The 23,842-nt window shown below is 57.0% G+C and carries 20 protein-coding genes; 9 read left to right on the forward strand and 11 right to left on the reverse strand.

Annotation, left to right across the window (positions count from 1 at the left end; translation table 11 throughout):
- The first annotated feature begins 40 nt into the window (after positions 1-40).
- Positions 41-1,510, forward strand: a complete 1,470-nt coding sequence (locus ACP_RS04200; RefSeq protein WP_015896046.1) for a tetratricopeptide repeat protein — start codon at positions 41-43, stop codon at positions 1,508-1,510.
- Between the two features lie 154 nt (positions 1,511-1,664).
- Here the strand turns inward: ACP_RS04200 and ACP_RS04205 are convergent, their stop codons facing one another.
- Positions 1,665-2,312, reverse strand: coding sequence for a YceI family protein (locus ACP_RS04205; protein ID WP_015896047.1), 648 nt, complete (start codon positions 2,310-2,312; stop codon positions 1,665-1,667).
- Positions 2,313-2,679: 367 nt separating this feature from the next.
- Here ACP_RS04205 and ACP_RS17165 point away from each other — a divergent pair, with 367 nt between their 5' ends.
- The 6 genes from ACP_RS17165 (at position 2,680) to ACP_RS17170 (ending at position 9,089) form a co-directional block, all read left to right on the forward strand.
- Positions 2,680-3,603 carry a polyprenyl synthetase family protein gene (locus ACP_RS17165; RefSeq protein ID WP_015896048.1) on the forward strand — a complete coding sequence of 308 codons (924 nt, stop codon included), beginning with the start codon at positions 2,680-2,682 and terminating at the stop codon, positions 3,601-3,603.
- The gene (locus tag ACP_RS04215) at positions 3,600-4,712 is read left to right on the forward strand and encodes an ABC transporter permease (RefSeq protein ID WP_015896049.1); all 1,113 of its coding nucleotides are present in this window, start codon (positions 3,600-3,602) and stop codon (positions 4,710-4,712) included. Before ACP_RS17165 ends, ACP_RS04215 begins: the two co-directional genes overlap by 4 nt.
- Positions 4,705-5,406, forward strand: coding sequence for an ABC transporter ATP-binding protein (locus tag ACP_RS04220; RefSeq protein ID WP_015896050.1), 702 nt, complete (start codon positions 4,705-4,707; stop codon positions 5,404-5,406). Before ACP_RS04215 ends, ACP_RS04220 begins: the two co-directional genes overlap by 8 nt.
- A 95-nt stretch (positions 5,407-5,501) precedes the next feature.
- Positions 5,502-6,767, forward strand: coding sequence for a heme-copper oxidase family protein (locus ACP_RS04225; protein ID WP_148215023.1), 1,266 nt, complete (start codon positions 5,502-5,504; stop codon positions 6,765-6,767).
- Positions 6,767-7,180 (forward strand): hypothetical protein, encoded by a 414-nt coding sequence (locus ACP_RS04230; RefSeq protein WP_015896052.1) that lies wholly within the window; start codon positions 6,767-6,769, stop codon positions 7,178-7,180. Before ACP_RS04225 ends, ACP_RS04230 begins: the two co-directional genes overlap by 1 nt.
- The gene (locus tag ACP_RS17170) at positions 7,164-9,089 is read left to right on the forward strand and encodes a cbb3-type cytochrome c oxidase subunit II (protein WP_015896054.1); all 1,926 of its coding nucleotides are present in this window, start codon (positions 7,164-7,166) and stop codon (positions 9,087-9,089) included. The genes ACP_RS04230 and ACP_RS17170 overlap by 17 nt, the downstream gene beginning before the upstream one ends.
- Positions 9,090-9,147: 58 nt before the next feature.
- Here ACP_RS17170 and ACP_RS04240 read toward each other — a convergent pair whose 3' ends face one another.
- From ACP_RS04240 to ACP_RS04255, 4 genes are read right to left on the reverse strand one after another with little or no spacing between them, the layout of a single operon-like run.
- A complete protein-coding gene (locus ACP_RS04240; protein WP_015896055.1) occupies positions 9,148-10,680 on the reverse strand; it encodes a hybrid sensor histidine kinase/response regulator in 1,533 nt (510 codons plus the stop codon).
- Position 10,681: 1 nt separating this feature from the next.
- Positions 10,682-11,131, reverse strand: a complete 450-nt coding sequence (locus tag ACP_RS04245; protein ID WP_015896056.1) for a response regulator — start codon at positions 11,129-11,131, stop codon at positions 10,682-10,684.
- Between the two features lie 20 nt (positions 11,132-11,151).
- Positions 11,152-13,404: an ATP-binding protein gene (locus ACP_RS04250; protein WP_015896057.1), complete on the reverse strand. Its 2,253-nt coding sequence runs from the start codon at positions 13,402-13,404 to the stop codon at positions 11,152-11,154.
- Positions 13,401-13,955, reverse strand: a complete 555-nt coding sequence (locus ACP_RS04255; RefSeq protein WP_015896058.1) for a biliverdin-producing heme oxygenase — start codon at positions 13,953-13,955, stop codon at positions 13,401-13,403. Before ACP_RS04255 ends, ACP_RS04250 begins: the two co-directional genes overlap by 4 nt.
- Positions 13,956-14,185: 230 nt before the next feature.
- On the opposite strand from ACP_RS04255, the gene ACP_RS04260 reads away from it, so the two are divergent.
- Positions 14,186-17,335 carry a ligand-binding sensor domain-containing diguanylate cyclase gene (locus ACP_RS04260; RefSeq protein WP_083770506.1) on the forward strand — a complete coding sequence of 1,050 codons (3,150 nt, stop codon included), beginning with the start codon at positions 14,186-14,188 and terminating at the stop codon, positions 17,333-17,335.
- Positions 17,336-17,374: 39 nt separating this feature from the next.
- Here ACP_RS04260 and ACP_RS04265 read toward each other — a convergent pair whose 3' ends face one another.
- Both ACP_RS04265 and ACP_RS04270 read right to left on the reverse strand, forming a co-directional pair.
- On the reverse strand, positions 17,375-19,930 hold the full coding sequence (locus tag ACP_RS04265) for an ABC transporter permease (protein ID WP_238525644.1): 2,556 nt from the start codon (positions 19,928-19,930) through the stop codon (positions 17,375-17,377).
- The gene (locus tag ACP_RS04270; RefSeq protein ID WP_015896061.1) at positions 19,927-20,610 is read right to left on the reverse strand and encodes an ABC transporter ATP-binding protein; all 684 of its coding nucleotides are present in this window, start codon (positions 20,608-20,610) and stop codon (positions 19,927-19,929) included. The genes ACP_RS04265 and ACP_RS04270 overlap by 4 nt, the downstream gene beginning before the upstream one ends.
- A gap of 49 nt (positions 20,611-20,659) precedes the next feature.
- Between ACP_RS04270 and ACP_RS04275 the strand changes: the two genes are divergently transcribed.
- Complete coding sequence (locus ACP_RS04275) at positions 20,660-21,295, forward strand: arylesterase (protein ID WP_015896062.1); 636 nt, start codon at positions 20,660-20,662, stop codon at positions 21,293-21,295.
- Positions 21,296-21,325: 30 nt separating this feature from the next.
- Here ACP_RS04275 and truB read toward each other — a convergent pair whose 3' ends face one another.
- The 4 genes from truB to ACP_RS04295 all read right to left on the reverse strand — a co-directional run bounded on the left by truB (position 21,326) and on the right by ACP_RS04295 (position 23,801).
- On the reverse strand, positions 21,326-22,201 hold the full coding sequence (gene truB / locus ACP_RS04280) for a tRNA pseudouridine(55) synthase TruB (protein WP_041839274.1): 876 nt from the start codon (positions 22,199-22,201) through the stop codon (positions 21,326-21,328).
- A gap of 108 nt (positions 22,202-22,309) precedes the next feature.
- A complete protein-coding gene (folE, locus tag ACP_RS04285) occupies positions 22,310-22,942 on the reverse strand; it encodes a GTP cyclohydrolase I FolE (RefSeq protein WP_148215025.1) in 633 nt (210 codons plus the stop codon).
- An 11-nt stretch (positions 22,943-22,953) separates the two neighbouring features.
- Positions 22,954-23,394 (reverse strand): 6-carboxytetrahydropterin synthase, encoded by a 441-nt coding sequence (locus tag ACP_RS04290; protein WP_041839275.1) that lies wholly within the window; start codon positions 23,392-23,394, stop codon positions 22,954-22,956.
- Positions 23,391-23,801, reverse strand: a complete 411-nt coding sequence (locus ACP_RS04295; protein ID WP_041839276.1) for a 6-pyruvoyl trahydropterin synthase family protein — start codon at positions 23,799-23,801, stop codon at positions 23,391-23,393. Before ACP_RS04295 ends, ACP_RS04290 begins: the two co-directional genes overlap by 4 nt.
- Positions 23,802-23,842 lie beyond the last annotated feature (41 nt).

The raw sequence follows: 23,842 nt of genomic DNA on the forward strand, positions 1-23,842 counted from the left end.
CCCATTCATCTTTACCACCTGCCTGGGCGCAGCATTCCTTGTGCATGCACAGTCCAGCGGTAATGTCGTCTCCTCAGTCGAGTCTCAGCTTCGTGCGCAGCATCCGGCGGAGGCTTTGAGAACTGCCGATGCAGCTCTGAAGCAAGCGCCCGGCAATGCGAATCTGTGGACATTGAAGGGCATCGCCTGTTCGGAATTACAGGAAACGTCCGCAGCTACAGACGCCTACGCTCATGCGCTCCGTCTGTCTCCTGACAACCTCGCGGCCCTGCGCGGCGCTGCGCAAATATTTGATCAGGAGCATGACCCCAGGGCAGTGCCTCTTCTCCGCCGCATCCTCGCTCTTTCTCCAGGCGACACCACCGCGCACGAGATGCTGGCGCTCAACGAACAGCGCCATGGCAACTGCCATGCAGCTATCCGCAACTTTCAGCAGAGCGGCCCGGCGCTTCACCAGCATCCCGAATCGATGGCGGCCTATGGCAGTTGTCTTCAAAACCTCGGAGATACCCAGCAGGCCCTCGCGATATTTCAAACGCTCGCCGCTCATTTTCCCCAGCTCAACTTTGCAAGGTATGATCTGGCCGTTATTTTGTACCAATCGCGACAATATGCGGCGGCAATTCAAACCTTGCAGCCCTTGCTCGACTCCGGTAGAGCCGATGCCGACACTCTCAGCCTCGCCTCACAAGCCTATGAAGCCATGCATGACACTCCCAAAGCAGTCGCAGCTCTGCGCGAGGCGATTGTCTCTGACCCTTCAAATGTCAACCTGTACAACTCCTTTGCCGAACTATGCCTTGACCATGATTCGTACCGCGTCGGCATTGACATGATCAACGCGGGACTGCGCTTGAATCCTCGCGCTGCTTCACTCTATCTCTCGCGTGGATTGCTGTATGCGCAACTCTCTGAGTACACCAAAGCGCAGTCCGACTTCTCAACGGCGGAACGCCTTAACCCTAAACAAGGGTTGAGCGCCTACGGAGCGGACGTGGCTGAATTGGAGAAATATCACTTTGATCTGGATCACTCCAATGCCGCGGTCGCAGCACTTAAGGCGCAGATTCATCAGCATCCTGACAGCTATCTGCTTCACTATCTGCTGGCAAAACTGCTCAGCATGCAGGGACCTCAAGGCGGTCCATCAAGCATGGCAGATGCTCGCAACCAAGCTGAAATCGCAGTGAAACTCAAGCCGGACTTTGTTGCAGCCCATGACTTGCTGGCTCGCATGGAATTGGAAGACAAGAATTTGAAAGCATCTGCGCAGCAAAGCCGCGAGGCGTTGCAATACGATCCAAATGATCGCACTGCGGTCTACCATCTCATCGCGGCATTGCGGCAGTCCACCGCACCAGAAGATCGCCACGAACTGAAGGCGATGGTGCAAAAACTGGCTGTCATGGAGAAAACTTCACTCAACACCGATGCCCGCGCAAAGCGTTTCCAGTTGGTGGAAGTCCCGCCTCCGTCCACGCGTGGCGCCGCGAACTCACAACAACGATAGCGAAAGCTCTGAACACGTTCTGTCCGTGTTCGTGTGCGGAATCGTCCGCTGTAAAAGGTGCGTATCGCACGGTGGCAAGAGGTTTTCATCTTGGAGAGAAGGGGCACCGGCCATCTTCCAGCTAGCCGATGCCATGCATATCCAGAGAGAGGACTTACTGCGTCAGCGGTCCATCCAGGGTGAGATCAATCTTCACGTCCTTGGCCTCTTTCATAAACATCATCGTAGGGTCCTTCATACCCCATTCAACATAGGGAACGACGAAGCTACCCTTTGCCACACATTGATCGCCATTGATGGTAACTGTCATGGGAACAACAATGGAATGCGGCTTGCCGATCAACGTGAACATTCCATGCACCTCGATTGAAGATTCTCCTGCGTCTTTGAGGATTCCGGTGAACTGGGTGGGCGCAAAGGTGATTGCCGGAAACTTGCTGGCGTGTAGTTCGTCGCCTTTCATCTTCTTGTCGCGTGCACTGTTTCCGCTATTGCCGCTAGCAGCTTCCACCGCAATCAAGCCACTCATGGCGCCAGTTTTGCGATCAAAGCGGATATCTCCACTGCTGACTTTGAAGAAACCGTTGACCTCGTGGAATCCTCCCAGCGAGAACTGCACCTGGCTCTTTGCCGGATCAATCTTCAAGCTAGTTTGCGCCATGGCCGCGCCACACGTCGCACCCACTAGAACAAGCGCGATCAAGGCACCATGAGTGATGCGTAAAACACTCCGGGAAAGTCGAAGGCTACCCCGAACACCGCGGCAAGGCTTTGCCGCGAAGGCTGCGAATTCAAGAAACATTGCACTCTCCGGCCCCTGCAATTGCGAACAGAGGCATTCTGCCTTCATCTGACGCCGACCACGTCTTCCGGTCAATCCGAACGGCCCTCAATGAATACATTGTCATGTGGCAAAGGATAGAAATTGCTCTTGTTGCTGGCTTCTGGTTAGATCAACGCATGGACAACTTGTAAGACAAGCGTCATTATTCCGTCATCTTACGCGGAACGGTACATGATTCACTAGGAGTCAGGTAGAGGCCCCATAAAAGACCGCCCAAGGCGGCAAAGCAATAGAGCCTACCGCATGGATCGGCCGCAGAGCGGGTCATGGAATTTATGAGCGAAGCCAGCGAACCGAATTCAGTCAACCGGACACTGAAATATTCATGACAGTCGCTGTTCCCGCATCGATCGCATTACGGTTGAGAGATCTCTACCGCAGCTCCTGCAGCCCTAAAGCCGATACCGAATCCCGCCTGGCTGGCGCACTTCAGGAAGTGTTGCAGCACCCGGGCAACATGATCCGAGCAGAGCTGGCATTCCGGCTTGGGCGCTCTTACGATTTGCCCGGCGCATGCAGCGAGCACCTTGCTATCGCCGTCGAGTACTTCCATACCGCATCACTTCTCTTCGATGATCTGCCATGCATGGATGACGCAACACTGCGTCGAGGCGCTGCATGCATACACCACACCTACGGAGAAGGCGCGGCTATTTTGACTGCGCTTGCTCTCGTCAACCATGCCTATGGTTTGCTTTGGAAAGGGGTCGCTCACTCTTCGGCCGAGGCCCGCACTCGTACATTGGAGTATGTGGAGCATCAACTGGGCCTGGCAGGACTATTGAATGGCCAGAGTCGAGATCTGCACATGCGTGAGGCCTCCAGGCAGCCGCGTATCTACCAGCAAATCGCCATCGGAAAAACCGTCTCGCTCATTCGAATGGCTCTCGTCGTGCCGGCCATCGCTGGCGGAGCAGGCGAATATGAGCAGTGCCTGTTGGATCGTCTTGCCATCGCCTGGGGCCTCAGCTACCAGATTCTGGATGACCTCAAGGATGTACTGCACACCGCGAAGGACAGCGGTAAGACAGCATCTCGCGATGAGAAATTGCAGCGTCCAAACCTTGCGCTGACAATCGGCGTGGAAGCGTCTCTGCGCAGAGTACAGCGCCTGGTCAACATCAGCGACCGGCTACTCGCCAGAATCTTCAGGCAGCAGAGCCGTTTGCTGTTTTTGCATGAGACACTTGATCGCTTTCGCCATGAGATGGCCGCGATCGTACCGGGAGCCACGGAAGTCAGTCTATGATCTTTTTCAAACTGATCATCACCAACCTCAGCCGTCATCGTGTGCGTACAGCTATCAGCATTGCAGGCATCGCATTCAGTGTGGCGGCGATGTTGACGGTGGTGACCATCCTGCAAGGCGCAGTGGCCATGTTCTCGGGGCTGCTCTCAGCGAATAGCCAGATTGTTGTGTTTGAAAAGAATGTCTCCGATCTTTTCTTCAGCAACGTGCCCGATTCCGCAGTGCACCAGATCCAATCCTGGAGCATTGTCGATCACGCCAATCCAGTGCTCTTCGGGGTGGTGGCCAGCACCGATCATCCCATCATCACCTGCTTCGGAGTAACGGCCGACGACGCTCGCCTTCGCGACTCCACCTGGGTCGCTGGCCGACCACAAAGTTTTGCTTCAGTGCCCAATGGCGTACTGCTAGGCCAGCGCGCCTCAGACTTTCTCCATGCGAGGTTGGGCTCGCAAGTGGCAATTGGCCATGGAACCTTCACCGTCATCGGAATCATTCGTCTAAAGAATGGCTTTGAAGATGGGGGTGTCTTCATGCCTCTTCGCATGGCGCAACAGTTCTTCCACAAGCAGAATGCGTCCTCGGTCATTACTGTAAAGCTCCACAACCGAAAGGACGCAGCGCAGTTCAAGCAGATGATTGCGCAGCATTTTCCTACCCTGGTTGCGCTCAAGGATCAGGAGTTCGATCACACCTATTCGCAATTCAAAATCCTTAAAGCCACCGCCTGGGCTGTGGGCATATGCGGACTACTGTTGGGCGGCCTGGGCGTGGCGAACACGATGATCATGTCTGTCTTCACGCGCATTCGTGAAATCGCCATCCTTCGCGTGAACGGGTTTTCCAACGGACAGATTGCCGCGATGATTTTTGGCGAATCAGGCTTCGTCTCGATTCTGGGCGCTGTCGCCGGTCTTTTGCTGGGCATCGCCACGATCTTTCTACTCAAAATGATTCCAGCCCTGCATGGCTATATCGATTCGCATTTGCAACCGTGGGTGATGCTGATTGTTGTCGTGCTGGCCTTCCTTACTGGAATAGCTGGCGCTCTGTATCCGGCGGTCTATGCCATGCGAGTCCGGGCAGTGGAGGCATTGCGCTTTGAATAATGAAAGCAGTTGTCCCATCCTCATTGCTGAAGATGTCAGAAAGAGCTACGAAAACGACGCCATCCGCGTGCTCAATGGAGTGAACTTTGCGGTGCATCGAGGGCAGACCGTGGCCCTCTGCGGGCCTTCCGGCTGCGGCAAAAGCACATTGCTGCATCTTATGGGGGCGCTCGATGAGCCCACCACCGGCCGAATCTCCGTAAATGGGCAATGGTTGCAACGAGGGCGATCCACCCTGCACCTGCTGCGGCACCAGGTAGGCTTCGTCTTTCAACTGCATCATCTGATTCCAGGACTGACGCTTGAGGAGAATTGTCTCATCCCGGCCGTTGCCGCCGGAACTTCGCATGCTGACGCGCGGCAAAGATTACTGCAGCTTGCAGAGCGCACAGGGATTGCGCATCGCCTGAAGCAACCCATTCAAAAACTGTCAGGAGGAGAGCGCCAGCGTACCGCCCTCTGCCGGGCGCTGATGAACCGGCCCGGAATTCTGCTCGCGGATGAGCCGACTGGCGCACTCGATGAGAAAACAAGCGCGCAGATTTTTTCTCTTCTGATGGAGCTGGCTCAGACGGAAGAAATCACTCTCGTGATGGCAACGCACGACCGCAGTCTAGCTCGGCAATGCGACAGACTGGTCGAAATGCGTGACGGAACAGTTGTAGAGACCTCAGTTTCTAGCGAGGCAAAGTGAGCAGTGCTCTTCGAGACGATACCTTTGAGGATGCGGCCGCACCGGATCGATCTGTGATATGTCATGCAGCGTGGCACGGCCTTGCATGGCTCGCGGTGGCAAACCTGATTGGCGTCTGGCTGGCAATCCTATTGCTGGCTCCATCCGCGGGAAATCTCATTGCGCCTTTGAGCTATGGGCGCTGGATGCCCGTGCATCTTGATCTGCAACTCTACGGTTGGATCAGTCTTCCGTTAATTGGCTGGCTACTACGCGCCTACCGTGCCGATAGCGGCCAACTGGCTCACTGGAGCAAGGTTGCAATTTTCCTCTGGTCGCTGGCTCTCATGCTTGGGAGTATTTCCTGGCTGAGCGGTCACTCCAGTGGGAAACTGTTTCTCGACTGGACCGGGTACGTGCGGATCTTCTTCCCCGCCACCATTCTTTTCCTCTGGATCATCGTAGTGCTGGCCCTTCTGCGCGACAGATTTTTCAACCCGAATCTCTCCCGTAAAGAGCTTTACAGCAAGCTTGGGGGAACGGTTCTGCTCTTCATCGTTCCATTCCTGCTCTACTTTGCCAGCAATCCCGATGTATATCCCTCCATCAATCCATCTACCGGCGGACCAACTGGGAGCAGCCAACTTGAATCTGTACTCGTCATTGTCGCAATTCTCTTCCTGCTACCCTACGGCATTACGCGTCTGAAGGCCGGTAAACCAAAATGGCATCGCACGTGCTGGATTGTCTTCGGACTGGAATCGCTTTTGTGCCTTGCTCTCGGCCGCCACAACGCCAGTCAGCACAATCCGGTGCAATACCTGAGCCTTGGAACAGTACTGGTTTGGGCTCCCCTGCTGCCGCTCTATTACCGCGCCTTTATGTGGCCAACGAATGCGCGCATATGGCTCCACGCAACATACGTGTGGTGGTCCATGCTACTCGTAACCGGATGGCTCGTCTTTCTGCCTGGAATCCTGGACCGCTTCAAATTTACAGACGGGCTCGTCGGGCACTCTCTCATGGCCATGGCAGGATTTGTAACCACTCTTCTGATCCTCGTTCTTGTCGTACTGCTCGAACAAGACGGAGATATTTTTCTTTCTACATGGGCCTTCTGGGCCTGGCAGCTCGGCACTTTTCTTTACGTCGTCATCATGTTTTATGCGGGTTGGATTGAAGGCGCCGATCCTGCTTTCACAATTGTGCCGGGTCCTTTGCGTGATGCAATCTACTGGCTGCGCCTGCTCTTAGGCATTGCCATGACGGCTGCGTCGTTGCAGTGGCTGTGGCGAAGCACCATCAGTGTACGCACCAACCATAGGATTAGCCGCGATGTTATCCAGATCCATGAAGATGAAATCGCAGGAGTGCTGTCATAATGAGGTCACGGACGCTCATTCTGCTGTATCACTATCTTGCTGGCGCTACAGACACGTGCACTGGACTGCTATTGCTCTTTGCGCCGGCGATGACTCTTCACCTCATGGGCGTTTCTGCGCTGCCCCACCCACTCTGGTACGTCAGCTATATCGGTGTTTTTGTTCTGTGCGTGGGAGCAAGCTATTTCGCCGTGCTTCGTGGTCCTTTTGCGCGATCCACCCGCGCCAATTGCTGGCGAACGCAATGGATGATTACCGCTTTAATTCGATCTGGAATCGCTATCTTCCTCATCGCGCAGGTCGCCACCGGCACCATTGAGATTGCATGGATCACCGTGGCTATGACCGATGGCCTGTATGCCCTGATTCAATGGATCGGACTTCAGAAGAACTGGATTGCCCTTGCCGAATAATGCCGCTGCTTCGTCGCCGCAAAGAGCCCGTCTTTTCGACGGATGGCGCGGCATTGCGCTCATCACTGCAACCTATTTTTATTTCCTGATCTTTGCACAATTCGGATTTTTGAAGAGACTCGACAGCCTCGGTCTCAGCGACGCACACCTCAAAGCGGTGATGGCGGCAATGGCTATCGGAGGCATTCTTGCCAGCCTGCTCACACCGCGCTGGCTCAGGCATGTCTCCCCTGGCCTGCGGCTGAAAGCAGCGATGGCAGTCTGCGCCACGGCTGCAGTGCTCACAACTCTTCCCCTACAACTTCTCTCATGCCTTGTGCTTGCATTATTTGTGGGCATTGGCCTGGGAGTCCTTACCGTAACTCTGGTCACCCACCTGCCTCTTTGGGTTGGCCCTAAACATGCGCTCTTCAAAGTTGCACTGGGAACAGGACTCGCATATTTTCTCAGCAACATTCCGGCACTCTTCACCGCGCCGGAGCCAGTGATTGCAGTGGCCGCAGCCTCGGGAATGGCATTGTGCATTCCTTTGACCCGAGAAGAGCAGCAAGCATCCGCTGCTTCACACCCTTCGGCAAAGCGATGCAACCTGCCTTTTCTGCTGATGCTCTTCTGGTTCACGGCGCTGGTATGGTTCGACTCCGCAATGTTCTACATCGTGCAGCACGAGCCAACCAAGCAGTCTGGAGCATGGGTCGGCGCCGCGCACCTGTGGCGCACAGGCTGCATTCACCTTCTGGCGGCGCTTGCCGCGGCCTGGCTGCTCTCTCGCCGTGGACTACCCGCCACATTGCGCTCAGCATTTGCACTGCTCGCCTGCACGGCTGCCCTGTTATATGGCTCGCATCCCTCAGCCCTGGCAGCCTGGCTTTACCCTGCGGGAATCTCTCTCTATTCCGTCGCGTTGGTGGCCTACCCTGCTTATCTGCTTGCGGCATTGCCTCAGGACCGCGCCATTCGGGCAGGCTGGCTCTACGCTGTCGCAGGATGGATCGGGTCTGCGATGGGTATCGGCATGGCGCAACATCTGCACCGTATCCCCTTATGGTTTGTTGCGGTGACAGCAGGACTCTTCCTGCTGCCGCAGCTTCGCCGCCTTGCGCGTAAATTCTGGCGTGCCACTATTGCTCTACTACTGACGGCAGGCACCTCTGGATTGGTTTACGGAGCGATGCATCTGCTTCATGAGCCTCGTCCGCAGTTGACCGCTATCGAACGAGGGCGGCAAGTCTACATTGGCGAGGGCTGCATCCACTGTCACTCTCAATATGTGCGCCCCGGCACGCCTGATGTAGCCATGTGGGGGCCGGCCAGCGTTCCGGCAATGGTGGAGCAGGAGAAACCACCGCTGATTGGAAACCGGCGTCAGGGGCCAGACCTGAGCAACGTAGGCAGCCGCCGTTCTCCACTCTGGCTGCGCATTCACCTCATCGATCCCCGCGCAGTCAGTCCGCATTCCATCATGCCTTCGTATGCCTATCTCTTTCGTAGCAGTCGCGGTAGCGATTTGGTGGATTACCTGACAAGCCTGCGCAGCCCCGGCAGCGCAGCATTCCTGCAGCATCAGCTTCAGACATGGCGTCCAGACGCCAAGACGGCCCAAGCTGCCGCTGCGCTTGATGGCCACCACCTCTATCAGGAGTACTGTTCCACCTGCCATGCGCCCAACGGCTACGTTCGCCAGCATTGGGGCCGGAACTTTGCCGTAGAGCCACCCAATCTTGCAACCGCTCCCTTACAGCATCTACCGCCAGGCATGAGCTCTCAGCAAGAGTTGTTGTCTCTTGAGCGCATCATTAAATATGGCATTCCCGGCACCAATATGCCCGGCCACGAGTATCTGTCAGACGCTCAGGTTATTTCGCTCGCGCAGGACCTGACACGTCAGCGTCATTCAGATGCAAAGTAGATTCCGGCAAGTCTCTCGTCTTTCAACTGCCGAATTGCCAAGGCGCATCAGTGACATCTCAATAAGAAGCGAGACCATCCGGCAGCGAAGGAGAGTTATGTTGCCTGGCTTCATTCTCTGCATATTCCGCTGGAAGCACGATGGTGAATGTCGTCTTTCCTGGGCGGCTTTTCAGGCGGATCTCACCATGATGCTTGTCGACAATGCTTTTGGTCACCCATAGGCCCAGTCCGGTTCCCAACGATCCCTTGGTGCTGAAAAAAGGCTGAAATAAATTGCTTTGCAACTCGTCGGGAATTCCGTGACCGGAATCTTCGACATCAATCTGCACGCAATCCTTACCATTCTCCGCGGTCTTGCCGGCATGCAAACGCAGCAGAGCATCCTCAGGTGAAGCATCGATCGCATTGCTCACCAGGTTCACCAGAACCTGGCGAAGCTCACCGGTGATCCCTTGCAGTTGGATATTTCCATTCACGGCAACGACAGGAGTAATGTTGCGTGCTCGCAACTTCGCACGGAACAAGCTGACCGTATCCTCAAACAATGCCTTGCAATCGATGTGCCCCAGCACCGCCTTGCCGCGATAGTAGGTGAGCGTCTGCCGGGTGATGCTTGAAATTCGGAACAATTGCTGGTCCGCCTCTTCCAGAAGTCCTCTGCCAGGATCGTTACGGGTATCTGTGCCCTTCAGCAGGTAAAGCAGATTGACCAGAGACTCCAGGGGATTGTTGATTTCGTGCGCTATCGCGCCTGCCATGCGGCCCACGATAGCTAACTTTTCTGAGACGCGTAGAGACTCATCTCTTTCCTTCTGCATCTGCACATCGGTGCAAGTACCCACCCATCTGAGATGTGCTCCTTCAATCGTCACCGGAACCGCACGCACAAGGTGCCAACGAGGAACCTGATCCGCCGCCCGAATTAGCCTGCATTCCAGTTCCAGCGCCTTTCCAGAACCCAAAGCATCTCGCCATGAGCGGCGAGTCTGAGAGATGTCCTCCACATGCACGCCAGCAGAATCGCACCAGGACTTTCTGTCATCGGATCCAAAATATTCATGCCAGATATCGTTGCAATAGAGCAGCTCTCCATCGGCACTGGAGGTCCAAACCATGGCGGGCAAGGCATTGGTCACCTGCTGAAACAGAAGCTCTGTCTCTCGCAGCTTCATCTCCGCTTCCACGCGGGAACGATGCTCCGCATACTCTTTGAGGGCGCGGCGAATCGCAGGCACCAGACGCTCCATTCGAGCCTTCAGCACATAGTCCGTCGCGCCGCGATGCAGCGTCTCCACTGCAACCTCTTCGCCGAGTACACCTGATACAAAGATGAAGGGTAAGTGCTTGTCATCGTGGCGCACAATCTCGAGCGCCGACAATCCATCAAAATCCGGCAGAGCATAATCGGCGAGAATCAGGTGCCAAGTATGCTCCGCATACTTCTGAAGAAAATCAGAACGATTGCTGGCTACATGCACTTCAAAGTCATAACCAGCCTGTTGCAAACGGCTCTGCGCCAGTTCAATATCCAGCGGGTTGTCCTCAAGAATCAGGACTGAAGGCCGTGCATCTCCTGCGGAAAGGGTCATCCTAAACAAGCCTCCGGATCACAAAGGGAGGAGGTTCGTTTACGACAGCCCAAAATACCCCAAGATCCTGTATTGCTTTGATGAAGTCAGGAAAAGCCACCGGCTTGACCACGTAAGCATTGCTGCCTAATTGATACCCGGCAAGAATATCCTGCTCTTCGCGTGAAGAAGTGAGAAGGACCACAGGGAGATGCCTCAGTTCCTGTTCTTTGCGAATCATCGAAAGAACCTCCAGCCCGTCTACCTTGGGCAGCTTAATGTCGAGCAGCACCACCGCCGGATTTCCATGTGAACGCTCTGCATACTGACCGCGATAAAACAGATAGTCGCAAGCCTCTTCCCCATCTCGCGCAATAACGACTTCGTTCGCAAGGCCACTCTTGGCGAGGGCTGTCAGGCTCAACTCAAGATCATTCGGGTTATCTTCTACCAGCAAAATTGGTCGTAGCACGGTTTCCTCTCGAGGCGATCTCAGGACTGCAGGCTTTCAGGTATTGGCAGTGAAAAAAAGAAAACAGCACCCACGTTCAACTTTCCCTCGGCCCAGGTCTGGCCGCCATGGCGCGCAACGATCCGGCGCACGTTTGCGAGACCGATCCCGGTCCCTTCAAACTCCTCTATCCTATGCAGCCGCTGAAACGCTCCAAACAGCTTGTGCGCGTAGCGATTATCAAATCCAACGCCGTTATCGCGAACGCTGAAAATATATTGCTGATGATCGCGATGCGCACTTACCTCTATACGAGCGAGAGCGCGCTTGCTTGTGTACTTGGCGGCATTGGACAAAAGATTGCGCCAGACCTGCCGAAGCAAATTCACATCGCCTTCTACCAACGGGAGGTGACCGCAGCTAAACTCAACTTCCCGTCCGCGTAACTCCTGACTGACCACATCCTCCCAGACTTCACTGACCAACTGTTCCATCGCGACTGCGCGCATTGCAAGCTTTGTCCGGGCAATCTGCGAGAAATTCAGAAGGCTATCCACCAATACTCCGGCAAACTGCGCGGACTGCGTAATCTTTTCGATATAGCGCTTCCCCTTCTCCGTCAGCTTGTCTGACTCATCGATCAGCAGCAATTCAGCAAAGCCGGAGATATGCCTGAAGGGAGCGCGCAGATCATGCGACACGGAGTAGGAAAATGCCTCCAGTTCCTTGTTGGTGAACTCCAGTTCCGCTGCCATGTCCGCCAGTTCCTCAGCACGACGCAACACAATGAAGAGCATGGCATTGCGAAAGTCGCGAGCAGCTTCTATCTCTACCGCAGACCAGGCATCGGAACGCTGGCGCACCAACTCGCTCCAGCCTTCAAAAGAGTGCCGTGGATCAATACGAACGATTCCGCCAACCTCACTGACTGTTTTGAGAGGCTCTCCAGCCCAGTGCACTGTGCGGATAATCTCAGGCCGGAACCACAGAATCTGGAAGCGATGCACCTGAGAGAGCGAGATGGCCAGCAGCCCGCTCGCCGTATCGAGAAATCCCTCTGCCGCGGCCAGATGTGGAGAGAGATGATCGGTGGCAAAAAGATCAGGCTGCCCGGTATTCCGCAACCAGTCCGCGATCGTTCTCACGCCCGCTTCGTTCGGAGTCTCGCCCATGAGCAGACAGGCTTCATCCAGCACAAATGCAGCTCCCGCAGCCCGGGTCAATGCCATGACTTTATCCGGATGATTGGTCAGGCCATCGACATATTTCTCTTCCAGCGTCATATACGTGAGCAGGTCACGTTCAACAGCCTTGAGCCGGATGGCTTCGGCAAAATCCGCTGCGCGATCATAGGCGCTGATCTGCGCCGCAACAATCCTCGTCAACACGTCGCATCCAGAGCGAACCACATAGGGAACCGACAGCGCTGTTGCGTGATGACAAGAGATCATGCCCCACAGCTTGCCCTCTACGACAACAGAGAATGACATGCTCGCCGCCGTGCCCATATTCCGCATGTATTCCCGGTGAACAGGAGAGACACTCCGCAGCACGCAATAGGTCATGTCCATCGGTTCATCGCCGCTGTCTACCGCCAGCAACGGAGACGGTACATAGTTCACATCAGGAATGATTCGTATTCTGTTCAACAAATAAAGGTGCCGTGCCTGCTTCGGAATATCTGTGGCAGGAAAGCGCAGATGCAGCATGCTCGGCAGGTTGCCGTTGTTATCCTCCGCAATGACAGTTCCGTGCCCTTCTTCATCAAACGAATACAGCAGCACCCGGTCAAAACCGGTGAGGGTGCGAATCTCGACCGTGATGGTTCTCGCAAGCTCACCAATGTCGCGGATAGTCTCAAGCTGAGCAACTACATTGACGATGGTCTTGTTCAGCCGCTCGGGACTCACGCGCTCTTCCACGCGCTCAAATTCCACTGCCAGCCGGTCGCCGACCGAGTGTGTAATCAGTTCCATTTCCTCGCCCGAGGCCAGCCGTATGCTGCGCAGATAGTGGCTCGATCGCGAATCAGGCCGCGAGTGAAACTCCTCGCGCAACTCAGCCGATAGTTGTTCGTCAAACAATTCTGTGCAAGTTCCGCCGAGTATTCGATGGATCGACCTACCAAGCCACTCCGCCGCATTCTGGCTGGCTTGAACGACGATCAGCCTGTCTTCCGGGGAACGTGCAAAGACCAGCAGGAAACCGTGTGCCTGCACGCTACCCGGGATATGAATGAGCTCCCGATCACAATTGGTAAGATTTACGGCAGAAATCGGGTCTAAGGAAGTCATAAACTAACGCGAAAATAACAATGCAAGTATTGAAAGGTCTGATGCGCACCCTCCACGATCAAGTTGCCATTCAGATCATCGCCTTCCAACGTGCGCGTAACCTGCCGCCATCGTTCTCGCGTTTGGTCGCCATAACCGCTGAAATATAGATATCCGCGTCTCTCTGCCCAACCAAAGTGCTTTTCCAGGTGTCGGCAAATCACCTGCCCACCCAGCATGGACCCCTCCACCACGTAGATCGAACCCAGCCAATGGGACGCGGTTGATAACCTTGGCACGAGAGCATCTGCGGGCCTCTCTGCATCGGCAGTCTCGCCGAACCACTCAAGATCCGCACGCAGACGCGCAGCCTTCTGCCTTCCCTCCCACAGCGAGCGATATTGCATAGGGCAACGCTCTTCGATCCGTTTCTCCAGAGGCGCCATGGCCGCATGAAAGCTCTTCAGGATTTGCAGATAACGGTTCAGATCAAGTGCCGGGGACATCAGATCCAGAGTCGCTTCGATACTCTGATGTTCTTCCCGTGTTTCCTGCCGTAGCCGGTCGAGCATCCTGGTTCCATCCAGACAAGAGAGTGCAAACTGCCAAACGTCATAGGATTTGATGCCGTGCAGACGCCATTTGTCGGCCCGGACGGTGACAGAACAGAAGCTGCCCTCTGCGATTCGGGGCAGTTTGGAGGCATGAGCGGAAATACAGGTCGTGACTCCTGCACAGATTCAATTATGCTTACGCTAAGAATCCCGGATTTTTATTGCAGATCATCTGCAGAGCTTCCAATATGGCGAACCCTTTCCTGCCGCGTTCCCGTAACACGCGGCAATCAGGAACAGCGACTTCAGGCATGCAGGCATGCCAGGCCATGTCAGGAGTGTCTCTGCGGATCATTCTGGTATTGCTCTGCTTGCTGCCGGCGGTCTCTTTTGCGCAGTTCACGGCACGCCATGCTGACGTCATCTTTGAGAATCTGGATCGCAGCCAGGGCCTTCCCAGTCCTGTCGTTCAAGCGATGGCACAAGATGGTCATGGATTTCTCTGGATCGGAACCGGAAGCGGTCTCTCTCGTTGGGATGGCTATCACTTTCGGAATTACACCTTCTCTGTAGGTGTTCCGGGCACTTTACCCGATAACGATATCTACAGCATGTACACCGATCCCGACGGAACGCTCTGGGCCGGAACCCGCTCGCGCGGGCTTGCCCGCTACGAGTCCAGCCTGGATCGTTTCCAGACTTTTCTGCCTCCGGGGAAAGATAGAGACAACAACGCTCCCGCAGTGTATGCCATGATGGCGACCAGCCAAAACCATCTCCTGGTAGGGACGCGCATTGGTCTCGACCAGTTGGATACTGCCACCGGAAAATTTGTGGTTCTTCCTCTGCAAGGCGCAGTCGGCCAAATTGCAGTGCTCACGCTGGTCAAAGCGCCTTCGGGCCGCATCTGGGCCGGCACCAATCAAGGACTCTTCAGGAGTAATACCAATGGCACAGACTTCCGACTGCAGAAGCTATTCGGAAGCAAGCAGCCCGGCATCTGGAGGCTGCTGCTGGATCATGCCGGAAGTCTCTGGATTGGAACAACCTCGGGCGCCTATCTTCTCAGGCAATTTGCAACTCAGGCGGTTGCTATTCATGAATCCGGCCCCGGACCATCCCTTCTGGATAAGGAACCCATCGACGCCATCTGCGAGGCAGCACCCGGCGTCATCTGGCTTGGCACCTTTGGGCAAGGCATTGTCGCGGTCAATGCCACAACACTGAGAACTCATCGCATCACGCACGATCCGGCATTTCCCACCAGCCTGCCCAACAATACCGTCGTAACACTGTTAACCGATCAGACGGGCTCAGTCTGGGCCGGAACGGCCAATGGAGTGGGGCGCGCCAATCCGAACAGCGGGATTCTGACTTTCTTTGGAGCAACGGATACGTCGAGCCACGCTGGACGCATTCCTGACTCAGACGTCACGGCAATCTCTCCAGAAAACGATGGCCGGTTCTGGCTCGGCTTGAATGAAAATGGAATAGAGCTTGTCGCGCTGCGTGGAAATAGGCTACAGCCCATCCGTCATATCGCGGCGGGCTTGAATGCCCCGCTTCCACCGGGCCAGATCAATGCCCTCACAACCTCTAAGAGCAGCCTTTTTATTGGAACATCCAACTGGGTCTATCGTGCCGGCCTGGATGGAAACCGTGTTACGCCACTTCCCCAGCCCAAAGACACTGGCATTCGCGTCGATGCATTGCTCTATGAAAACGGAACGCTCTGGATCGGCTCTCATCACGGCCTCTGGCGCGAGGATTTCTCCACACCCTCCGCCACTATTCATCCGCCCTCACCAGTAGCAGTCCCCATCACTAATCTTGAGATCACAGTGCTCGCCAAGGAAGCCGGAAACGATCTGTGGGTGGGCACCGCTCATGAACTCTTCCGTTATGACACCGCTTCGCACGAAGCTCTCCGCATCCCGGTGGACCCGTCGAACCCGAATGCGTTGCCGGCCCCGGTGACTTCGCTGCTTCTGGATCGCGAACATCGGCTATGGGCCACCACCTGGGGAGGCGGGGTTTGCGTTCTATCCGATACGGGCCCCGATCACTACAAAATTCGCCGACTACTGCATGGGCTCCCCAATGCCAATGGTGATGACATCCTTCAGGCTCCAGATGGCAAACTCTGGGTCAGCACCGACGATGGTTTCGCCATCATTGATCCGCATACCTATTCCATTCATGCGCTGCGGCAAGCCGATGGCATCGCCATCCCCGCGTACTGGGTCAAGTCAGGAGTGAGCACTTCAGATGGCCGGCTCGCCTATGGGGGCGATGGCGGGCTTACAGTGATTGATCCTGCTCAGGTCAGAATCTCCCAGCCTCTCTCTCCGGTCGTCGTTACGGATGTTCTCGTGGGGACGAAGCCTTATCCTCCTGATATTTTCAATGCCGCCAGCGGCAGTCCGCTGCTCAACATTCCTCAGGATGCCAACCGCATCGCCATCGAGTTCTCTTCCCTCGATTACAGCGGAGCAGATCGCAACCTTTACGAGTACAAACTGGATGGCTTCGATCAAAACTGGGTGAAGACGACTGCGCGGCGCAGAGTGGCCAGCTACACCAACTTGCCTCCTGGCGATTATGTGCTCGAACTGCGCGGCTCCAATCACAACGGAGCGTGGGGCAAGACTCGCTCCATTCGCATTCATGTGATGCCTGCCTGGTACCAGACGGTGTGGATGAAGCTGGGCATGCTGCTTTTACTTTTGCTGCTGCTCACCGCCGGCTACCGCATCAGCACGGCCTACATGAGGGCCCGGCAGCGCGAACTGGAGAGGCGTGTGGAATTACGCACCGCCGAGTTGCAAAAAATCACTGAGGAACTGCAGGAAAGCCGGCGTCAACTGGAGCAGATTGCTCACACAGACCCTCTCACGGGGCTGCCCAACCGGCGCATGTTCAGCGAGCATTTCAGGCGGCTGCTCGCTACATCCAGACGACAGCAAAACCGGTCTTTCACGCTCATCCTCTTTGATCTCGACAAGTTCAAAGACATCAACGACACCTACGGTCATGACGCGGGCGATGAGTGGCTAAAAATAGTCGCAGAGCGCATTCGCTCGATGGTGCGGCAATCGGACTGTTTCGCAAGAGTCGGCGGCGATGAGTTCGCACTGCTGGTGGCTGATCCCATCAACGGGCACGGTATTCGCACCCTTTGTGAGGCACTGGCAGCGTGCGTGCGCGAGCCGTTCTTTGTGAATGCGACCGCCGTCAAGACTACCTTCAGCATCGGGCTCGCGAGCTATCCCAAAGACGGAGAAGATGAGATCGCGCTCTTCAAGGCCGCGGACATTGCTCTGTATCGCGCCAAGCGGGCTGGTGGAAACTGCTGGCACTGCTACTCGCCGGCAGAAGTTGAGAATCCGCAGAGATAGATTCCTAAGCTATTTGCACGAGAGGCTTGCACGTCATCCTCACTCCTCGCGTAAGACCTCGAGCGGCCTCTGCCCCAGAATCCGAAAGCTCGCGATCCATCCGGTAAATACGGCAAGCACCACGTTGGCTGCGATGGTCAGTATGGATGCAGTGTAGCTATGCGCAAAAGGCACGTGCAGGCGCTTGAGCAAAATGCTCGACATGATTTGCGCAAACAGTACGCCCACCGTGCCAGCCAGCAGCCCCAGCACGGCAAACTCAATGCTGAAGACCAAAGCAACACGGCGGCGCGTGGCTCCCAGCGTCTTGAGCACAACCACTTCCCTGATGCGGCGAAAGCGCGTGCTGGCAATGCTCGAAGCAAGGATGACGAGTCCTGACAGGATGGAAAATGCCGCGAGAAAATGAATCACCACGGTGATCTGATCCACGATGTTGCTGATCGTATCGAGAATATCGGCCACATTGACCACCGTGATCGTGGGATAAGCCGCGAAGAGCACTCGCTCCAGTTGCGGAATCTCACTCGGTTTCACGTGCATGTCCGCATACCAGATCGCCGGCAGAGGCTTGAGCAGATGCGGTGGCAGCACATAGTCCGCACGCGAAAAAGCGTGGTTGCCTTTGGTCTTGAAAATAACGGCGACATGCGTCGCGATGGTGGTGTCACCGGCTGAGAAAACAATGCTCGAGCCGGGATGCACCTTGAGACGCCGCGCGATGTATTCGTCGAGCGCAACCTCATCGGTGGTGTCGCTGGTCCACCACTTCCCCGCTGTCACTTCGGTATCCGGCAGCTGCTTCGCGCTCCACGTCATGCCTACCTCGCGCAGCAGATGCCTGGGATAGTGTTCGCTGGCGAGCGTCTTTTCTGGCACGCCGTCAATCGACTCAATGTAACCCTGCACAATCGGTACGGTTTCCAACTTGCCCAGAATGCCGGGCTGCGCCTCGACCAGATGCTTCAGACCCTGCAACTGATCACTTCCAATATCTACAAGAAAGACGTTCGGCAGTGACGGCGGAGCGTCCGCACGCAGCGACAGCACGATGGAGTGCTGCATGAGGAAGACGCTGAGGATCAGCATCACGCCCGCGCCCAGGGCGGCCAGTACGGCGCCCGACTGATTGCCTGGCCGGTAGAGATTCGCAAGTCCATGCCGCAGAGCAGAGGGCAGCTGCGCGCGCGTGCGCCTAAGCAACATGCGCAGCAGCCTCAGAAAGCCAGACGACAGCGCCAGCAGGAATGCGAGCAGCGACGCCAGGCAAATCGTGAACCAGCGGCCTACCAGCCAGGAGTCTGACAATGCCACCGCAATCCCGCCCAGACCGGCAAGAATCACAAGGATGCTGAATAACTGCAGCCGGTTCTCCCGCAGCCAGCCGCGCCATCCCCGGCCGGCAAAGCCTGTTTCCACTGCACGCCGCAGCACCACCACCGGGCGAATCTTGCGCACATCGAGCAGCGGCGGCAAACAAAACAGCACGGTGGTCAGAATGCCGGTGCCAAAGGCCGCCAGCACAGGCCCGATCGGCAACGTCAGGGCTGGCTTCAAGGGCAGCAGCTTGCCAAAGACGGTGGGCAGCGCAAACTCAACGCCTACCCCCAGCAACACTCCCAGGAGCGCACCCGCAGCCCCCAGCAGAATGGTTTGTAACAGATAGATGCGCAAAATATCGCTCGACCGCGCACCAATTGACTTCATGATGGCGAGCACTTCAATACGCTGCTGCAGGTGCGCGCGCATCGCCATGCCCACGCCAATGGCCCCCAGCACCATGGCTACCAGGCAGATGAGACTGAGCAGTCCCGTGGCGTGATCGAGCCCTGCGGTCAGCGAGGGATTCGTCTCGCGATAATCCTCAACCTGCGCCTGCGGCAGAATCTGCTGCAGCTTCGCCTTGAGCGCGGCAATATTCGTCCCTTTAGGGACTTTGAAGAGGTAGCGCACAGACGCGCGGCTGCCCATCTGCACCAGGCCGGTCTCATCGAGCATGTGGCGCGTCATCATCACACGCGGACCAAAGCCTACGCCCGCGCTCAACCGGTCTGGTTCACTCACAATAACGGCTGCGATGCGGAAGAGTTTCCCGCCAATCTTCAACTGGTCTCCCACCTGCGCATGCAGGCGCACCAGCAGGTTGTCGTCCACCAGCACGGTGTGGTCGTTCAGCAGTTGCGGCAGCGGCCCGGCTGGCTTGAGCACCAGATTTCCGTAGAAGGGATATTTGCCCGGATCGACGGCCTTGAGCGAAACCAGAATCGGCACCGGGTGCCCCACCGCCTGCGCCATGGACACAGTGCCCATCGTCTGCGTCATCTCAACACCGTGCTGCGCTAGCGCATTCATGGCACTCACCTGCGCGGGGCTCGCCGTGTGATAGAGACTGGCCGAAAGATCGGCGGCCATCAGCCCCCGTGCCTGCCCCAGCAAGGCACGCTGAAAGGACTGGCTGAAGCCGCGCACGCCGGTGAGCGCCGCCACTCCAATCGCAACCGAGAGCAGCACAAATAAAAACTTGGCTCGCGAGGCGCGCAGTTCGCGCATGCCAATGCGAAAGGCTGTGCTCCAGGGCAGCGCCGGTTTCATCATGCCTCCTCGGCGGCGAGCTGGTCGGCGACGACGACTCCGTCGCGCATGTGAATCTGGCGGTCAGCCTGCGCCGCAATCTGCGGATCATGCGTCACCATCACGAGCGTCGTCGAGGAGTCGCGCTGCCGCGTCGTGAGCAGGTCCAGCACATGCTTGCCATTCCGCGAGTCCAGATTGCCGGTGGGCTCATCGGCCAGCACAATCGGCGGATCGAGGACAAAGGCGCGCGCCAGCGCGACCCGCTGCTGCTCTCCGCCAGAGAGCTGCACAGGGTAGTGCTGCAGGCGGTCGCTCAGGCCTACGGCATCGAGCAGTTCCAGCGCCTTTCTGCGCCCGTTTCCGCTGGCATTCAGTTCATACGGCAGCAGCACGTTTTCCAGCGCCGTCAGAGTAGGAATCAACTGGTACGACTGAAAGACAAATCCAATCTTGCGCCCCCGCACCTCGGCCAGCTTGTCTTCGGCCAGATGGGCAATCGAGACGCCGTCAAGAATCACATCGCCTTCGCTCGGCGAATCCAGTCCGGCCAGCAATCCCAGCAGTGTGCTCTTGCCGCTGCCAGAGGCGCCCATGATGGCTACAAACTGCCCCTGTGGCACCGTGAAATCAATGCCACGCAAAATCTCCACCGTCCGCGCGCCGTTCCGGATGGATTTTCTGAGCCCTCGCACTTCAATCATCGTTTTCCCCTGCCCCCTGCGTTTACCCTGCGATTGCTACACTGAGTGCGTGAACCGTCGCCGACTACGCTTCTGGCTGCTGCTCGTCTGCTTTGCCATCAGTCTTTCCAGTATTGCCCGCGCCGCCGCCCATGAGCCGCTGGTGGTGTGTTTTGGAGACAGCATCACCGCCGGTCACGGACTCGACCCAAGCCAAGCCTATCCTGTTTTCCTGCAGCATGACCTGGCCTCGCGCGGATATCACTACCGCGTCATCAACGCCGGCGTGAGCGGCAACACCACCAAAGACGCACTCGACCGCCTGCCGCGCGTGCTCGGGCTGCATCCGGCGGCCGTCATCGTCGAGTTCGGCGGCAACGACGGGCTGCGCGGCTTTCCGCTGAATGTGACCGAGCGCAACCTCGGCACGCTGGTGGGCCGCCTGCGCGCCGCGCACATTCCCGTGCTGCTGGCCGGCATCACGCTGCCGCCCAACTACGGCCAAGACTACATTCATCAATTCGATGAAATGTACCGCCGCGTGGCTCAGAAATATCACGTGCCTTTGCTGCCCATGCTCTACGCAGGCATCTACAACCTGCCCGGAACCATCCAGCCGGACGGCATTCACCCCACGGCCAAGGGCTCGCGGCTCATCGCCCAGCACCTGCTGCCGCTGCTGCTGCCCCTGCTGCACCGGAAATGAAAGCACGGAACTAAAGGCAGAAAAACAGCGTCACCCCAGCACGGCCACCGGCTGAAAGAGCGTGCCCGCCACGCGCCGGCCAATCGCAATCAGGTCGCGCTGGCCGACAAAGATACGCACCATCGGAGCCGTCGAGAAATCCGGCAGATTGACCTGCATGCCGTTGCGCAAACGGCCCGCTGTCTGCAGGTCCGTGGTCACGGCCGGCATCTCGGGCAAAATGGCGCGAGGATGCGGCATGCGCGCTTCCAGTTCCTTCGCGGCGGCCAGACATTCGATCTCATCGAGTGGTAGGGCCTCAGCCAGTGTGAACGCACCCGCCGCCGTACGGCGCAGGCTGGCCAGGTGCGCTCCGCAACCGGCAGCCGCGCCTAACTCATGCGCCACCGAACGCACATAACCTCCGGCCGAGACCTGCATGCGAAAGGCCGCCGTGTCTTCGGCGAGAGACTCCAGCACAAACTCATGAATGGTCACTGGAACGGCGCGCAGTTGCGGCGTCTCGCCCGCGCGCGCGGCTTTGTAGGCGGGCTGTCCCCCAATTTTCTTTGCGGAAAATGGCGGCGGCATCTGCTCGATCTGCCCCTGAAAGCGCGCGGCCAGGGCTCGCAACTCCTCAAGAGAATGCGTCAGTGGCCGCGGCTCGCTTGAGGGCTGCCCTTCGGCGTCATACGTGTCGGTTGCGAAGCCGAAGCGTATGGTCCCGGTATAGGATTTTTCGCTGGAGCCAAAATATTGCGCCAGCCGCGTGAATTTGCCCAGCAGCAGCGGCAGCACGCCGGTTGCCATGGGGTCCAGCGTGCCGAGGTGGCCAATGGACTTCTCGCCCGTGGCCCGGCGCACGCGCGCCACCACGTCATGAGAGGTGATGCCCCCAGGTTTATCGACAATCAAAAGCCCGTTCACTTGCCTCGCTTCCAACGGCAAAACAGAGCGGGCCGCACGCGGTGCGGCCCGGCTCAGATGCCTCAACTTTTAAAATGTGCAGAACGCAGGTGCGCCCGCCTGATCGTATCAGAGTTGCTGGTAGCTGCGGTCGCGCACCAGCGAGAGAAACTCGCCGCGGGTGTTCTGCTGCTGAAAGACGCCCAGCATGGCTGAGGTCACGGTCGAGGAGTTCTGCTTCTCCACTCCGCGCATCATCATGCACAGGTGGCGGGCCTCTATCACCACGCCCACGCCCTGGGGATTGATCGCATCCTGAATCGCCTCGGCAATCTGACGTGTCATGCGCTCCTGCACCTGCAGACGGCGGGCAAACACCTCTACCAGGCGCGGAATCTTGCTCAGGCCCACCACCTTGCCGTTCGGAATGTAGGCAACATGCACGCGGCCAAAGAAAGGCAGCATGTGGTGCTCGCACAGCGAGAACATCTCGATGTCCTTCACCAGCACCATCTCGTCGTAGTCCACGTCAAAGAGTGCTCCCTGCAAAATGCCGGCGGGCTCCTGATGGTAGCCCTGCGTGAGATATTTCATCGCCTTTTCCACGCGCTCGGGGGTGCGCAGCAGGCCGTCGCGGGTGGGGTCTTCGTCGTAACGGCGCAGCAGCTCGGCGTAAATCTCCTGCGTGGAATACTTCTCGAGAGCGGGAGGAACGGATCCGGAGTTGCGGGAGAGTTTGTCCTGCAGCGATATGGTTGCCATGGGTCCTCGTTTCATTTGCGCCCTGCCGTGCTGCCCGTACCGGGAGCGCTGTGTTCTATCTCAAAAAAGTTGTTGTTGGTCTCTTCGACCCGCACGGAAAAAATCTCGGCCTCGCGAAAGGCCTGCCGAATGCGCCGGTCGATTTCAATACAAAGATTCTCTGTGGTTGGAACCAACTTCTCAAAGCACGAAAGTAAGTTCAGGTTGGTGTGATCGAAAGGCTCCAGCACCTGTTCCCGCACGCAGGCATCCAGATCGACGAGATTGCACACCATGCCCGTATCCGGATCGACCGGGCCGCCGACCGTAATCTCCACCACGTAATTGTGCCCATGGCCGAACGGATGATTGCACTTGCCGTAGGTGGCGCGGTTCTCGGCCTCGCTCAACTCATCGGTATGCAACCGGTGCGAGGCGCTGAATCCGTAGCGGCGTCCGAAGTAGGCTTTCATGCTTCCCCGCGATATTCGGCAAAGAGATCGGGCATTTCATAGACCCGCACCTTATAGAGGCGCGCTCCGGGAATCTTGCCCTCCAGACGCTTCCAGATAGCGATGGCGATGTTCTCCGTTGTCGGAATCACGCTGCGGAATTCCGGCACCTCGTGGTTGAAATGACGGTGGTCATAGACCGAGATCACTTCGCGCTCGATAACCTCTTTGAGCTGCTTCAGATCGACCACGAAGCCGGTGACGGCATCCACTTCGCCAGCCACCGTGACCTCGAGCGTGTAATTGTGACCATGGCCGTTTCGATTGGCGCATTTGCCAAAAGCCGCCACATTCTGGTCTTCGGTCCAGGCATCATTCCAATAAAAGTGAGCCGCGGAAAAATCTGCTTTTCTTGTGAGCAGGATCATAGGATTCCCTTGATTCTTACTGATGAGATGACCAGACGGCA

Origin of the sequence: Acidobacterium capsulatum ATCC 51196, from assembly GCF_000022565.1 — a bacterium.
In the GTDB taxonomy this organism is placed as follows: Bacteria; Acidobacteriota; Terriglobia; order Terriglobales; family Acidobacteriaceae; genus Acidobacterium; species Acidobacterium capsulatum.